We start from the raw sequence: 13,790 nt of genomic DNA on the forward strand, positions 1-13,790 counted from the left end.
TGGTTCGGGCTTAGCCCACAGTAAGAACGGAGCGGTCGCCACGACGACGGCCGATGATGTTGATCAGGTTGTTGAGGGCCTCTTCCTTGCCGGCATCGGCACGGGCCTCGCCACGGAAGCGCAGCTTGCCATCGACCCATTCGCCCTGGCCCTGCAGCAGCAGGCTGCTGCCCGGTTGGCTGTCGAGGGTGAGTTGTGGCTTGCCCGCGCTGCCGGGTGCGCCGCCCAGCAGGCGCAGCTGGTAGCTGCCGATCGGACTCAGCGTGGACAGGCGCGTGGTGGCCTGGTCCAGCCGGATGTCCAGCGTGCCCGAGAGCTGGCTGCGTCCATGCACTTGCCTGATCTGCAGCCGGCTGCTGCGGGCACTCAGCCGGCCATCCAGCTGCAGCGTGTTCCAGGGGGTGCCCAGTCCCGCCAGCAGGCGGCTGGGTAGCGCGATTTCGCCATCGGCCAGGCGCAGCAGCATGCCGCCAGCTTGCCAGTCCAGATCGAGCTGCAGCGGCTGGCGGGTGCAGCAGTCGCTTTCCAGCGTCACGCGGGCGCCGGTCAGGCGCGGGCGCAGCTGCCACTGCAGGCGCGAAGGCAGCGTGGTGGCATCGCGGCTCTGGCTGCCGCCGGTCAGTACCAGCCAGGCCGAGCCGTTCCAGACCGTACCGCTGGCGTCCTGCAGTTGCAGCTGCTCGTTGCTGGCGTAAGCGACCGCGGACGCCAGCCAGCGGGCCGGGGCAAACAGTATGCTGGTCAGCAGCAGGCCGCTCAGCATGCCGGCCAGCGCCCAGTGCCACGGACGCAGCAGGCGCATCGGGCCGGAATCGGGTGGCAGTCGGGCAGGGCGTGCCGATGCCGGTGCCGGCAGTCGCAAGCGCAGCTGCGGACGCGGCAAGCTCAGCCGGGGCAGGGCGATGCGCGGCGGCTTCATCGGGTCGCCTCCTGGGCCGGCAGCAGCACCACCAGCGTGCCATTCCAGCCCGTGGCGCTGCGCTGCAACTGGGCCTGCTGCGGCAGCACCTGGGCCAGCTGGCGTGTCTGTATCAGCCATTCGGCCAGCGCGGCCGGCGGCACGTTGCGCAGCTGGATGTGTGCCTGGCCAGTCTGGACCTGTACGCTGTCCGGGCCGAGCAGGCGCAGCGACAGCTCGGTCAGCAGCTGCTCCCGCGTGGCCGGGCTGATGCGTGGCAGTTGCTGTAGCGCGCGTGCCTGCTCCTGCAGGTGGCGCATCTGGATCAGCTGGCGGTCGAGTTCGGCCTTGCGCTGCGGCGCCTCGCGCAGGGTTTGCAGCGCGGGTGCCATGGCCAGCAGCCAGAGCAGCGCCAGCAGCAGGATGCTGCCGCCAACGCGCAGCAGCACGCGCTCACGCGGGGAGAGCTGTTGCCAGCGCTGGCGTGCGGCCTGCAATTGCGGCTGCAAGCGGGCGTTCAGGGTCTCGGTACGGCTCACGGACGCGTCTCCAGCAGCCAGTCATTGCCATCCTGGCGCACCTGCACGACTGCATCGGCCAGGGCAGACTGCACCGCGGCTGACTGGTCGGCGCTCAAGGCCAGGCCCTTGAGCCGCAGCACGCTGCCATCCCATTCGAGCTGCTGCAGCTCGGCTTCGGGCGAGTGGCTGACCACGGCGGCCAGCCGTCCCTCCAGCGTATGGCCGGTCAGCAGCGCATGCTGTTGCTGCAGCTGGCTGACTTCGCGCTGCATTTGTTTGGGCGCATCCACCACCAGCTTCACTTGCGGGAAGGTGCTGGTCAGGATGCGATCGATGTCTGCTTTCTGCTGCTCCAGCCGCTGCCCGGCCTGCCAGGCCAGCAGATTCAGGCCGAGCAGCGAGACCAGCAGCAGGGCGATCAGGCCCCAGCGCGTGGCCTGCCACTGCGGGGCCTGGAGAAAGCGCTGCCAGCCCTGGCGCAGCAGCCGTTTCCAGCGGTCGGCGGGATGATTCGCCAGGCTGAATTGCGACAGATTCCAGCCGGAGGACAGGCTTTCCAGCCAGCGCTCGGCCGGGTGGCGCACTTGCACCGGCTGTTGCAGCAGCAGCTCCACGCGTTGCGCCACCGCGGCATCGGCCTGGATGCGGCCGGGTTCGGCCTGCGCCAGCCAAGCGGGCAGCAGGGGATCGGGTTCCAGTGTGCCGGGGGCTGGCAACGGCCAGCACAGCAGGCCGGGAGCCGCCTCGCCCTGGGACAGTGCATGGCCGCGGCGCAGCCACCAGGCGCCGTCGATGCCGTCGCCAATCGCCTGCAGCGTGTCCTGTTGCTGCGCGGCGTCGGGCAGTTCCTGCAGCGGCAATGGCGCGCATTCCGGCACCAGCCGCTGTACTTCGCAGCCGGCCTGGCGCAGCTGTTCCAGATGCTGCTGCAGCCAGTCCAGCCGGCAGCAGCAGACCCAGACCGGCTGGCCCACGCTCGCCTCCGGCTGCAGCGCGCAGTGCAGCGTTTCCATGTCGTCGAGCAGTTGCTCTTCCAGCAGTCCCTCCAGCACCAGCCGGGTGCGTGCGGGGGAGGCCAGGCTGCCCTTGGGCAACTGCAGCGCGTGCCAGGACAGCGCCTGTACCGGCACGATGCCGATCACCTCATGCGTATCGGCCAGCGGCAGGCTGTCGGCCGCAGCCATGCCATGCTGCGCCACACCCTGGCCATCGTGGCTCAGGGCAAACGCGTAGCCATCGGCCACAGCGTGGTCGGGCAGGGGGAATCGGACAAGCAATTGGGACATGGGGCGGAGCGATTCTAGGCAAGCAATATGACGCCGGAATGTCATGAAAGCATCATCTGCATGACATGTGGCGGCAGGCGTCAGGGGGCGGCAGCAGGATCCGGTGCGATGACGCTGTCCTTCTGTCGCCACAGCACGCTGGAGCGCAGGCCGTCCCGCTGGATCAGCGCCTGCTCCTCGATACGCACATCGCCAATGCGCAGCCGGCCGTGGATCAGGAAGTAGCGGCTGCTCACGCCCAGGCTGGCCTGCTGGCCGCTGGCCGGCAGCAGTTCGCGTACCGCATCCATCTTCAGAAACGGCTGGCTGTTGCGCCGGCTCACCAGTTGCAGCACCTGCGAGCGCGTCACGTCGCCGGCAGCGGCCAGCAGCACCTCCTGGGTCGCGGTATTGACATTGATGGCGGTGTACTCGGGAAGAATCGCCAGATGCGGTTCGAGTTGCGCCATACGTTCTGGCTGCAGGCCCAGCCAGACCAGCTGTTCCACGCGCTGTGGCAGCAGCGGCGCAGCCGGATCGGCCTGGCCCTGCTGGGCACGCCAGGCGCGCTCCCACTGCTGGAGCAGCTGATTCGCTTCCTGCGCTGGCAGACCCAGCTCCTGGAACAGGCGTTGCAGCGTCTGCACATCACGCGCCGACAGCTGGCCTTGCCGCATCAGGTTGCCCAGGTTGAAGCGGCCCTGCATGTCCTGCACCTGGCCGGACAGGAAGGCGTCATCGGGCAAATCGGTGCTGTTGGAGACGGTGTTGCCCTCGGCGGCCAGAAAGCTGCTCATGCGCGCCTCCAGCAACGGCACCGCCCAGGGTTCGGACAGATGATCGGCCTGGGTCTGGCGCGTATCTTCCTGCAGGATCTGGCGTGTCCAGTCGATGGCGCCGGACAGCAGCCAGCTGGTTTGCAGACGCGCGCGCTCGGCGGCCTGGACTTCGGTGGCGCGCCATTGCTGCCAGGCCGCTGCAGCGGCAAAGGCCGTCACCAGCGACACGGTGAGCATCGCCAACAACAGGGCGGCACCGCGTTGCGGGGCCGGGCGGGGTGCCGAGCGACGATTCACGAGCGCCTCCGAGTCAGCGTAGCCGGCATCCAGTCCATGGTCAGCGTGCCTTGCAGGGCGCTGTCGGTATCGGGCAGTTGCAGTTCCAGCCGGATCGCATCGGGCATGCTGGCCAGTGCCTGTTCGCCTGCCACGGGCAGCTCCTGTTCGCTGGCAGGCCGCCAGTTGGCATCGCGGAAATGCAGCAGCTTCCAGCCGCTGGCCGGCACCAGTTCCTGTTCTCCGGGCAGTTGTCCCTGGCCTTCGGCCCAGCGTGCCGCCTGCTGCCAGGCCTGCTGCTGCTCGCCGACGCTGCGCAGCACCGGCGACTGCCAGCGCACCCAGCACGGCACTGCGTCCAGGCTGGCGCAGGCACTGCGCAAGGACCAGGCGACGACCTGGGTGCCGGCAGGCAGCAGTAGCGCCGTCTCGCTGTTGGCGGGCAGGCTGTCGCTGACCGCTGCCAGCCGCAGCACGCGCAAGGCCCGGCCGTTCCAGGCCAGCACCGGCTGTGTCTGCTGCGCCGATACCGGCAGCATCGCATCCAGATCGCTGCGCCATTGCGCCAGCGCCGTTTGCAGCAGCGTCAGGCGTTCGCCGCGCTCTTGTGTCACCTGCTGGGCGCGTACCATGGCATCCAGCCCGCGCCAGCTCAGCAGTGCCAGCAGTGCCATGATGGACAGGGCCACCATCAGCTCGATCAGGGTAAAGCCGCGTGCCGGACGAGGTCGACAAGAAGGGCGTTGCATCTCTACCACTTGCCCAGAATGGTCGACAGGCGCAGCAGCGGCCGCTCCTGCTCCAGCGCCTGCGCATCAATGCGCCGGAAGTGCGGATTCAGCGTGGTGTGCACACTGACCCGGACCTGCAGCTCGCGGCCAGCCTGCCGGCAGGGCATGCTCGACTCGCCCACCGCCGGATACTGGGTAGACAGCCGCATCGCAATCAGCTGGTTTTCTGCACACAGCTGCCCGAGCAGCAGCTCCGACTGGCGTTCGCCGTGCCGGATCAGCGCACTGGTGGCTTGCGTACCGGCGACCAGCGCTACCGCCACAATCGCCAGTGCCACCAGCACCTCGATCAGCGTAAAGCCCCGGCTGGCGGCCGGGGCCGGGCGGCGGGTGGTTGTCATGGGCGGGGGCTGGCTTGCTGCGCCAGGCGGAAGGGACGCAGGCCATCGGTCTGCAGCGTGCGCTCCAGTTCGGGCCTGCCGGGAATGCCCAGGGTGAGCGATTGCGCCGGCAGAATCGGCTCCGGCCCCAGCAGCAATTCGGTCTCTGTCCCTTGCCGCGGAGCCGTCAGCAGGCCGCCGCGCAGCACCAGTGTGGGCTGCAGCCAGGCTTGCGACAGCCGCGCATGCGGCAGACCGACAAAGTGGAAACCCTTGCCGTCGGTATCGGCCTGCCAGCGCACCGGTAAACCACTGGCGCGCGACTGGGCGCGCGCGCTTTCGAGCATGGCGGCCAGCCGTTCGGCTTCACGCTCCAGCCGCAGCTGGTCGTTGTCGCGCAAGGCCAGCGTGGCCGCACTACTGGCAATGGCCACAATCAGCAGCACCACCAGCAATTCGATCAGGGTAAAACCGCCGGCTGCGCGCCGGACGCGCCTGCCGTCCATGGGAGCTTACTGCCAGCTGCCGATATCGGCATCCTTGCCTTCGCCGCCAGCCTTGCCGTCAGCGCCAAAGGACATCACATCCACCTCGCCCTGAATGCCGGGGTTGGCGTACTGGTAGGCCTGGCCCCACGGGTCAGTCGGCAGCTTCTCCAGATACGGCTTCCAGTTGGCCGGCACCGGCTGGCTTTCCGGCTTGCTGACCAGCGCCTGCAGGCCCTGTTCCGCCGTGGGGAAGCGCTGGTTGTCCAGGCGATACAGCTTGAGCGCCTGCATCAGGTTGCTGACATCGGTTTTGGCCGCCGTCACGCGGGCGTCGTCGGCACGACCCAGCACGCTGGGTACCACCAGCGCGCCCAGCACGCCAATGATGACCAGCACCACCATCAGCTCGATCAGGGTAAAGCCACGGGCAGCGCGCTGGCGCGGCAAACGGCGGCGCGTTGCCGCAAGGGAAGAAAAGCGCATGAAAACTCCTCGGAAATGCGGCAAACATAACGCTGTTGCGTGACAGTCAGGTGACTATTGCGTGATATTCCAGCCGGCGGATGCGATGACGGCAGATGCCGCATAATGCGCACATGACTGCTTCTCCCGGCCTGTTATCCAACCGCATACCTGCCCGCTCGCTGGCACCGGCCGAGCGCTGGGGCGTGCGCATCGGCAGCCTGTTGCCCTGGTGTGCGGCCAGTGCCGTACTCGCCTATGCGCTACTGGGCGCGCAAGGCGAATCCGGCGGCGTAAGCGCCAGCGTGGCCGACAGCCGGCTGCAAAGCCAGCAGGACACGCTGGCCAGCCTGTTCGGCCATCAGGATCAGGCCGTGGCGGCCGCATCCGCGCCGCAGGACGCCGCTCCTGCCAGTCCGGGCCGATTCGTGCTGCAAGGCACGATCAGCCGGCTGCAGGGCGGCGGCGCTGCCATCATCGCGATTGATGGCCAGCCCGGCCGCCATGTCCGGCTGGGCGATGAGCTCGTGGATGGCTGGAAGCTGGCCTCGGTCGGTGTGCGCCAGGCCGTGCTGCAGGCGCCCGGCCAGCCGGAGCTGAGGCTTGAGTTCCCGGCCAGTGGCGTAACCGCCGCCCGCTCCGACAGCAGTCTGCCGGCCCATGGTTCCGATGCCAGGCCGGCGCTGCCGGAGCCGGTGGCGCCCCCCGTGGCAGGCACTGCACCGGCAGGTACTGGCGCAGCCAGACCGGCTGCCAACATCCCTGCCGAGACTTCCCGGATGGGCGATGGCCGCAACGATGATTGACCCGCTACCTCCCCATGTCACTGAACGGACTCGTTTTTCCTCCTGAACTGCATTACCTGATCGAACACCAGGTCTGGGCGCGCCTCGACGATGACGGCTGTGCCACCATCGGCATCACCGCGCTCGGCATCCGCCATTCGGGCGAGATCTACATGTGCCGTCCCAAGCGGGTCGGTACGCCGGTGGAGCAGGGCGGCTCGGTCGCCGTGGTCGAGCTGGCCAAGTCGGTGGTGTCGGTCAAGTCACCGGTGCGCGGCGAGGTGGCCGAGATCAATCCCGTGCTGGAAGAATCCCCCGAACGCGTGCACCAGGATCCCTACGGTGCCGGTTGGCTGGCCCGTATCCGCCTGTCCGACTGGGCTGCCGACCAGATCGCGCTGCTCCACGGCGACGATCAGGTGTTGCCGGCCATGCAGCAGCACGCCTGGCTCAACCGCATCGAGTAAGCCATGGCCTTTGTCGATCACGCCGCTGACGGCATCGCCATCCTGCTCTGGTCCGCCGGCCCGGAGCGCCCCGATCTGCTGCACACGCCATTCTTCTTTGCGGCTGCCGCAGCCGCCATGGAGATGCCGGTCGAGATCTACTTCACGGCCGGCAGCGTGCGCCTGCTGCAGCCCGGTGTGGCCGAAGGTCTGCAGGCGGCACACCACCAGAAGGATGTGGCCACCGCCATGCGCGAGGCGGTGTCGCATGGCGTGCGCCTGCTCGCCTGTACCGATGCCCTGCGTGCGCATGGCATGGACATGCAGGGCCTGATTCCCGAATGCAGCGGCCACGGCGGGGCCGTGCAGTACATGGCGCGCGCCGCCGACCTGCGCTGGCGCACCCTGGTGTTCTGAGGCCGGAAACGACAACGCCCTGCACAGGGCAGGGCGTCAGGATCGTGCATGGCACCCGCAGGTGCCACGCTGCAATCAGCGGTAAACCGGGAAACGGCTCACCAGCTCGGCTACCTTGGCGCGCACGGCGGCGATATTCGCCTCGTCACGCGGGTTGTCCAGCACGTCGGCCATCAGGTTGGCTGTGATACGGGCTTCCTCTTCCTTGAAGCCGCGCGTGGTCATGGCCGGCGTACCGACACGCAGGCCGCTGGTCACGAAAGGCTTCTCGGGATCGTTCGGGATCGAATTCTTGTTGATCGTCATGTGGGCGGCACCCAGCACGGCTTCGGCTTCCTTGCCGGTAATGCCCTTGTTGCGCAGATCCACCAGCATCACGTGGCTTTCGGTACGGCCGCTGACAATACGCAGGCCACGCTGGGACAGCGTCTCGGCCACGACCACGGCGTTCTTCACGACCTGCTCCTGGTAGGCCTTGAACTCGGGCGTCAGTGCTTCCTTGAACGCAACGGCCTTGCCGGCGATCACGTGCATCAGCGGGCCGCCCTGCAGGCCTGGGAAGATGGCGCTGTTGATCGCCTTCTCGTGCTCGGCCTTCATCAGGATGATGCCGCCGCGCGGGCCGCGCAGGCTCTTGTGCGTGGTGGAGGTGACGACGTCGGCAAAGGGCACCGGGTTGGGGTAGACACCGGCAGCGATCAGGCCGGCGTAGTGGGCCATGTCGACCATGAACAGGGCACCCACATCCTTGGCAATGCGCGACATGCGCTCGAAATCGATGCGCAGGCTGTAGGCAGAGGCACCGCCAATGATCAGTTTCGGCCTGGTCTCGTGCGCCTTGCGCTCCATCGCGTCGTAATCGATCTCTTCCTTCTCGTTCAGGCCGTAGCTGACGACGTTGAACCACTTGCCGGACATGTTCAGCGCCATGCCGTGCGTCAGGTGACCGCCTTCGGCCAGGCTCATGCCCATGATGGTGTCGCCCGGCTTCAGGAAGGCCAGCAGCACGCCCTGGTTGGCCTGCGAGCCGGAGTTGGGCTGCACGTTGGCCGCTTCGGCGCCAAACAGCTGCTTCACGCGATCAATCGCCAGCTGCTCGACAACGTCCACGTTTTCACAGCCACCGTAGTAGCGCTTGCCGGGATAGCCTTCGGCGTACTTGTTGGTCAGCTGCGTGCCCTGGGCAGCCATCACGGCCGGGGAGGCATAGTTTTCGCTGGCAATCAGCTCGATATGTTCTTCCTGGCGCTGGTTCTCGGCCTGGATGGCGGCCCACACTTCGGGGTCGGTCTGTTCGATCAGGATGTTGCGGTTGTACATGGCAGGTTTGCATCAAGAGAGGATGACACTTGGCACGCAATCGTGACAAGGCTGCCCAGGCGAACGGCAAGAACGTGCCACAGGGGGGCACGGTGCATTTCCTCGCGGTTGAGGCAGGGGCCGAAAGGGCTTGCCAGTCCGCGTCAGCCGGGGTGGCCGGCAACAGCCAAGCCCACCAGCCTATCGCCAGTCATGCACATGGCTAGTGTACCGGATTCAACCCCGAACACACTAGCCGGAAAATATTACTGAATGCTGGAATTTCCGGCATCGGCAACCGGTTGTTCCTGCGCCACCATGTGTACGCCAGAGGCCACACTGACCGCATGCTGCTTGTCGTGTGGCGCTGCCTGCGGGGTCAGCGTGTTGCGAATGTGTTGTTCGGCGCGGATGCTATCGTTGTGCGCCAGGTCGGATTCCTGCTTTGCAGGCGGCGTGATGCGGGTCGATACGCGTACTGGCCTGGCATTCATGGCACTGGAGGCGGAGGCCAGTGGCTGGGCACTGCCGCGTTGTTGCACTTCCGCCTTGGCCAGCTGTACTTCAGGTGCAGCAGGCTTGTTCTCGCGCTTGGCCACACTGGCCGCTTCCGGCAGGCCGTGCGGCAGCTGGGCATTGTGTGCCACCTGCTGGCCCTGGGCCACGGCACGGATACGGGCAAATTCGGCCAGCACCTTGCTGCCATAGCCCTGGTCATCCGGCAGATTGGCCGCACCCACATAGTGCTTCAGGCCGCCGCGTACCGAGCCGGCACGCGCAATCGTTTCCTTCAGCACTTGCACACCCACATGCAGGTTGCTGACCGGGTTCAGTGCCGCAAAACTGCCGCCATGGTCTTCATATTTGTCGGAATGGATATGCGTCATCACCTGCATCAGGCCCTGGGCGCCGACATGGCTTTGTGCAAACGGGTTGAAGCTCGATTCCACCGCCATGATGGCCAGGATCAGTGCCGGATCGATTTTCTCGATCTTGCCCACGGCATAGGCCTCCTTCACCAGCATGCCGACCGCTTCCGGTGCCACACGGTATTTCTTGGCAATCCAGTAGGTCACGGCAGCCTGGCGGCTGGGCAGATCCTGCGGATTCACCACCGGCATGCCGGCCGGGTTGTTGTCGGCCGGAGTCGCGCTGGCGGTTTCGGCCACAGCCAGATCCGGCGTGGCGGCTGCTTCCGCAGGCATGCCGATATGGCTGATGGCCGGGGCGATCGGGTTGTTGCTGGCCAGCAGCTGGTCCAGGCGCTCGCCCAGATCCTGTTGCAGGTGGGAGCTGGTGGCCAGCAGGGCGGCACCGGCGATGGCGCCTACGCCAACCAGGGCCATGCTGTGGTGGGTCCATTTCAGGACGCGTTGCAGGGGGTGTTTCCAGGCCGGGGCGGCCGTGGCCAGGGTACTGTCCGCAGACAGGGTACTGGTGGTGCTGTTCAAGCTGAATCTCCTTCAGTATCGGTGTCGCCGCTGGTACTGCTGAGAGGGCAGGGCAAGAGCCGATAGGCGCTGGCCTGCTGGATGGGAGCGGCTGAAAAACAGGTCCGTCCGGGTGCGACACATCTAGGATCATCCGGGGATGATCGGGATAACCCTTGAATTTTATGCACTGCACAAATTACCGGTCAAGCATGATTGGCATTTTCCTTATGATTTTTGGTTCTTATGTGGCGTCTGGCACACAGTTGGCAACGCTTGCACCGGGATGCAGCAGGGGCAAAATGCAGGCAAAATAGCCATGTGCCCGCCATGGAGGCAGGTACAACCTTTGACTCTAGATTTCATACTGCCATGATCCGTACTCCACGATTTGGCCTGCGCCCGTTGCTGCAGTCCAATGATCCGACCTCCACCGGAGGACAAGACTCTCCCGCTGCATCCGGCAAGTCCGCGACGCATCCGCTTGATGCCGTCACTGGCGGCGTGTTTTCGGCCGCCACTTCCGGCGAACGCGCTGCGCGTCTGCGCGCCTGGCTCGCTACCGAGCCCGAAGTCGCTGTGATGCAGGAAGTCTTCCGCGATCTGAGTACGCGCGACAAGGGCGCGGCCAAGCCGCTGCGCGAGAAGCTGGACGAAATCAAGCGCAGCCGTGGCCAGGAGGCCCTTGCCGCAGAGTGGCAGGCCCGTGCCGAGCAGTTGCTGCAGGCCAGTCGCCTGAATATTGCCGATGCCATGGCCTGGCAGCGTGATGCCGCCAAGGCGGGCGCGCCGCTGAGCAAGGAGCCGCTGGCCACCACGCGCACCCGGCTGGCCGAGCGCATCAAGGTCATCGAGGACCTGCAGACCCAGGTCCAGATCCAGCGCGAAGCCGCCGTGCTGTTGGCGCAGCGTATCGAAACCCTGTCCACCAAGAGCTGGACCGAAGCCGAAGAAGCCGAAGCCGGTCTCCAGACCGATGTTGCCGACTGGCGTCAGCAGGCCCAGGCGCTGCAGCAGGATACGAGCTGGCCCAGCGTGGATCCCAAATATGCCGGTCAACTGGAAAGCGCGGTCGAACAGCTGCAGCTGGTGGTACAGGCGTTTGAAGATGCCCTGCAGCAGGTGCGCGTTGCCGCCGCCGACAGCAGCGCCGCGCTGCCGCCGGTACCGGTCTGGGCCGACGAGATCCGTACCCTGCGTGGCGAAGCCCCCGAGGCTGCGGCTGATGCTGGCGAAGACACTGCGGTGGCTGCCGAGCGCCAGCAGGCGCTGGCCCAGCGCCGTGCCGAGGCGGAAGCCGTGGTCAATGCTGCCGTCAAGGCGCTCGAGGCCGAACTGGTCAGCGGCCACAGCAAGGCCAGCGTCGCCGCTGCCCAGGCGCTGCGCCAGGCGCACAAGGAACACCGCAAGGCCATCAGCCAGGAGCTCGAAGGCCAGGTTCATGCCGTACTGGCGTCTGCCGGCGAACTGGAAGGCTGGCAGCGCTGGCGTGCCGACCAGCTGCGCCAGGAGCTGGTGCAGAAGGCCGAAGCCCTGATTGATCGTCCGGCTGCCGAGGTCGCCGCAGAGGCGCCTGCAGCACAAGCCCCGGCTACTGAAGCACCGGCAGTTGAAGCACCGGCTGCTGAAACCGGCAGTGAAGAATCGCCTGCAGCACAAGCCGAGACCGCCGAAGCCGGCACGGCAGAAACCGCTGCGCCGACACCGTCCGATAGCACCGAAGCAGCGGTCGAGCCAGAAGCAGCCAGTACCGCTCCGGCAGAATCGCAAGAAGAATCCGATGCGGCTCCTGCCCAGGCCACCGCGCCGGAGGCGCAAGCCACGCCGGTCGTGCGTCCGGCTCGCCGCCAGGCCGACAAGGCCTCCGCCAAGGGCGAGCGTCCGCTGCCCACCAGCAAGCTCAGCCCGCGCAAGTTGCAGGAAACCCTGCGCCAACTGCGCGAACAATGGAAGCAGACCGACCAGGGTGGCGTGCCCAACCATGCGCTCTGGAAGCGTTTTGACAATGCCTGCAACGAGGCCTACCGCATCGTCGAGGCCTGGCTGTCCACCATGAAGGAGCATGCGGCCCAGCAGAAGGCACTGCGCCTGTCGCTGCTGGAAGACATCAAGGCCTGGACCGCACGCCACCAGCAGCAGGTCGAAGCCGGCCAGCCCGACTGGAAAGCCGTGCACCGGGATCTGCTGGCGTTCTCGCGCCGCTGGCGTGAAGCCGGTCATGTCAGCGAAAAGGTGTTTGCCGAACTGCAGCCGCGCTGGAAGACGGCCATGGCCGAAGCGGGCGCCCATATCGACGCCGCGCAAAAGGCCAGCATCCAGCTGCGCCACGCCATGATCGACGAGGCCAAGGAGTTGGGCGCTGCCGCATCGCTGCGCATTGATGCGATCAAGGCACTGCAGCAGCGCTGGCAGCAGGAAGCGCAGACTGTCCCGCTGGAGCGCAAGCACGAGCAGAAGCTGTGGGATGCTTTCCGCAAGCCGCTGGACGAAGCCTTCCAGCGCAAGCATGAGCAACGCGGCCAGCAGCAGTCCGAGATGAATGAGCGCGATCGCGCCGTATTCGATGCCTCCAGGGCGCTCGAAGCTGCCAACGCCAGTGGCGATGCACAGGCGATCCGTGCCGCCATGCAGGCGCTGAACGATGCCATCCGTGGCCAGCAGGAGCAGCAGGAGGCGGAAGCCGCCGCCGCTGCCGACGCACCGGCAGAAGCCGCTCCCGAAACGCCGCTGGAAGAAGGAGCCATGCGCCCGCCGTCTCCTTCGGCGCTGCAGCACAAGCCGGCGGTGGCCGTGCGCGGTGATGACCGCCCGCAAGCCCGTCTGGGAGCCACGCGCCAGCGTGACGAGCGTGGCGATCGCCGTGACACGCGTGACCGTCGTGGCGGCCGTTTTGGTGACCGTTTCGGCGACCGCCCCGACCGTGGCCCGCGTGCGCCGCGTCTGGGCGATGCGGCCTTCCGTGCCCAGCGCGATGCCGTCGAGCATGCCCAGGCCGCGCTGCGCAAGCTGGCCGAGCAGGCCCATGGCGAGACCCTGACACAGCTGCTGTCAGCTTGGGAAAAGCGCCAGCCCGATGCGATTCCGGTCGCTTCCGAGCTGGGCCGTCGCGTCAGCGGCAGCCAGCGCAATGCCTGGGTGGCTGCGCTGGGCCAGAGTGCCGCCCAGGGTCGCCAGTCCGAGGCGCTGCTGCGCCTGGAAATGGCAGCCGAGGTGCCCACGCCGGCTGATCAGCTCAATGCGCGCCGCGCGCTGCAGCTGCAGTTGCTGACGCGCCGCAACGATCCGAGTCCGCAGGAAACTTGGCACGAAGACGTTGCCAGCGTGCTGGCTGCTCCGCACGATGCGGCCAGCGCCAAGCGACTGCAGCACGCGCTGCGTGCCCTGCTGAAGGGCTGATCGCCCGGCCAGCCGGTCGCTGCAACACCCGCTTCGGCGGGTGTTGTGCTTTGTACGCTGGCCATGGCGCCATGGCCTGTTCAGACAGCCTTCAGCTTCGCGGAGCACCATGCGGTCATGGATTCCACTACAGCAAGTGCGACACGAGCCGGATGCAGAGGACAAGACTGCCACTGGCGTTGGCCCCTATCGGCGTGCTGTCCGGCCTGATATGGCT

General features: G+C 66.9%; 14 protein-coding genes. 4 read left to right on the top strand and 10 right to left on the bottom strand.

The window, feature by feature from the left end:
- Positions 1–10 precede the first annotated feature (10 nt).
- From gspN to gspG, 8 genes are all read right to left on the bottom strand, one after another.
- A complete protein-coding gene (gene gspN / locus C513_RS0105405) occupies positions 11–919 on the bottom strand; it encodes a type II secretion system protein N (RefSeq protein ID WP_018715016.1) in 909 nt (302 codons plus the stop codon).
- Positions 916–1,437 carry a type II secretion system protein GspM gene (gene gspM / locus C513_RS0105410; RefSeq protein WP_018715017.1) on the bottom strand — a complete coding sequence of 174 codons (522 nt, stop codon included), beginning with the start codon at positions 1,435–1,437 and terminating at the stop codon, positions 916–918. Before gspM ends, gspN begins: the two co-directional genes overlap by 4 nt.
- Complete coding sequence (gene gspL / locus C513_RS12805; RefSeq protein WP_169335118.1) at positions 1,434–2,705, bottom strand: type II secretion system protein GspL; 1,272 nt, start codon at positions 2,703–2,705, stop codon at positions 1,434–1,436. Before gspL ends, gspM begins: the two co-directional genes overlap by 4 nt.
- Before the next feature lie 80 nt (positions 2,706–2,785).
- Positions 2,786–3,760 carry a type II secretion system minor pseudopilin GspK gene (gspK, locus tag C513_RS0105420; protein ID WP_026320580.1) on the bottom strand — a complete coding sequence of 325 codons (975 nt, stop codon included), beginning with the start codon at positions 3,758–3,760 and terminating at the stop codon, positions 2,786–2,788.
- Positions 3,757–4,488: a PulJ/GspJ family protein gene (locus tag C513_RS0105425; protein WP_026320581.1), complete on the bottom strand. Its 732-nt coding sequence runs from the start codon at positions 4,486–4,488 to the stop codon at positions 3,757–3,759. Before C513_RS0105425 ends, gspK begins: the two co-directional genes overlap by 4 nt.
- Before the next feature lie 2 nt (positions 4,489–4,490).
- Positions 4,491–4,871, bottom strand: a complete 381-nt coding sequence (gene gspI / locus C513_RS0105430; RefSeq protein WP_018715021.1) for a type II secretion system minor pseudopilin GspI — start codon at positions 4,869–4,871, stop codon at positions 4,491–4,493.
- Positions 4,868–5,356, bottom strand: coding sequence for a prepilin-type N-terminal cleavage/methylation domain-containing protein (locus tag C513_RS0105435; protein WP_018715022.1), 489 nt, complete (start codon positions 5,354–5,356; stop codon positions 4,868–4,870). The genes gspI and C513_RS0105435 overlap by 4 nt, the downstream gene beginning before the upstream one ends.
- 6 nt (positions 5,357–5,362) lie before the next feature.
- On the bottom strand, positions 5,363–5,821 hold the full coding sequence (gspG, locus tag C513_RS0105440; protein ID WP_018715023.1) for a type II secretion system major pseudopilin GspG: 459 nt from the start codon (positions 5,819–5,821) through the stop codon (positions 5,363–5,365).
- A gap of 113 nt (positions 5,822–5,934) precedes the next feature.
- On the opposite strand from gspG, the gene C513_RS13655 reads away from it, so the two are divergent.
- From C513_RS13655 to C513_RS0105455, 3 genes are read left to right on the top strand one after another with little or no spacing between them, the layout of a single operon-like run.
- Positions 5,935–6,606 (top strand): type II secretion system protein N, encoded by a 672-nt coding sequence (locus tag C513_RS13655; protein WP_018715024.1) that lies wholly within the window; start codon positions 5,935–5,937, stop codon positions 6,604–6,606.
- Positions 6,607–6,620: 14 nt separating this feature from the next.
- The gene (locus C513_RS12815) at positions 6,621–7,052 is read left to right on the top strand and encodes a glycine cleavage system protein H (protein ID WP_018715025.1); all 432 of its coding nucleotides are present in this window, start codon (positions 6,621–6,623) and stop codon (positions 7,050–7,052) included.
- Positions 7,053–7,055: 3 nt separating this feature from the next.
- Positions 7,056–7,448 (top strand): DsrE family protein, encoded by a 393-nt coding sequence (locus C513_RS0105455; protein ID WP_018715026.1) that lies wholly within the window; start codon positions 7,056–7,058, stop codon positions 7,446–7,448.
- A gap of 75 nt (positions 7,449–7,523) precedes the next feature.
- Here C513_RS0105455 and glyA read toward each other — a convergent pair whose 3' ends face one another.
- Positions 7,524–8,768 carry a serine hydroxymethyltransferase gene (gene glyA / locus C513_RS0105460; RefSeq protein ID WP_018715027.1) on the bottom strand — a complete coding sequence of 415 codons (1,245 nt, stop codon included), beginning with the start codon at positions 8,766–8,768 and terminating at the stop codon, positions 7,524–7,526.
- Between the two features lie 245 nt (positions 8,769–9,013).
- On the bottom strand, positions 9,014–10,198 hold the full coding sequence (locus C513_RS14730) for a transglycosylase SLT domain-containing protein (RefSeq protein WP_018715028.1): 1,185 nt from the start codon (positions 10,196–10,198) through the stop codon (positions 9,014–9,016).
- 351 nt (positions 10,199–10,549) lie between these two features.
- On the opposite strand from C513_RS14730, the gene C513_RS0105470 reads away from it, so the two are divergent.
- Positions 10,550–13,573, top strand: a complete 3,024-nt coding sequence (locus C513_RS0105470; protein WP_076342710.1) for a DUF349 domain-containing protein — start codon at positions 10,550–10,552, stop codon at positions 13,571–13,573.
- Positions 13,574–13,790: the final 217 nt, after the last annotated feature.

Origin of the sequence: Allobrachymonas chironomi DSM 19884, assembly GCF_000374625.1 — a bacterium.
Lineage (GTDB): Bacteria > Pseudomonadota > Gammaproteobacteria > Burkholderiales > Burkholderiaceae_C > Brachymonas > Brachymonas chironomi.

Excerpts from the sequence above, each read along its gene's own strand:
- gspG (WP_018715023.1), bottom strand. The coding sequence starts at position 5,821 with ATGCGCTTTTCTTCCCTTGCGGCAACGCGCCGCCGTTTGCCGCGCCAG.
- C513_RS0105455 (WP_018715026.1), top strand. The coding sequence starts at position 7,056 with ATGGCCTTTGTCGATCACGCCGCTGACGGCATCGCCATCCTGCTCTGG.
- gspI (WP_018715021.1), bottom strand. The coding sequence starts at position 4,871 with ATGACAACCACCCGCCGCCCGGCCCCGGCCGCCAGCCGGGGCTTTACG.
- C513_RS0105470 (WP_076342710.1), top strand. The coding sequence starts at position 10,550 with ATGATCCGTACTCCACGATTTGGCCTGCGCCCGTTGCTGCAGTCCAAT.
- gspN (WP_018715016.1), bottom strand. The coding sequence starts at position 919 with ATGAAGCCGCCGCGCATCGCCCTGCCCCGGCTGAGCTTGCCGCGTCCG.
- C513_RS13655 (WP_018715024.1), top strand. The coding sequence starts at position 5,935 with ATGACTGCTTCTCCCGGCCTGTTATCCAACCGCATACCTGCCCGCTCG.
- C513_RS0105435 (WP_018715022.1), bottom strand. The coding sequence starts at position 5,356 with ATGGACGGCAGGCGCGTCCGGCGCGCAGCCGGCGGTTTTACCCTGATC.
- gspL (WP_169335118.1), bottom strand. The coding sequence starts at position 2,705 with ATGTCCCAATTGCTTGTCCGATTCCCCCTGCCCGACCACGCTGTGGCC.
- glyA (WP_018715027.1), bottom strand. The coding sequence starts at position 8,768 with ATGTACAACCGCAACATCCTGATCGAACAGACCGACCCCGAAGTGTGG.
- C513_RS12815 (WP_018715025.1), top strand. The coding sequence starts at position 6,621 with ATGTCACTGAACGGACTCGTTTTTCCTCCTGAACTGCATTACCTGATC.
- C513_RS0105425 (WP_026320581.1), bottom strand. The coding sequence starts at position 4,488 with ATGCAACGCCCTTCTTGTCGACCTCGTCCGGCACGCGGCTTTACCCTG.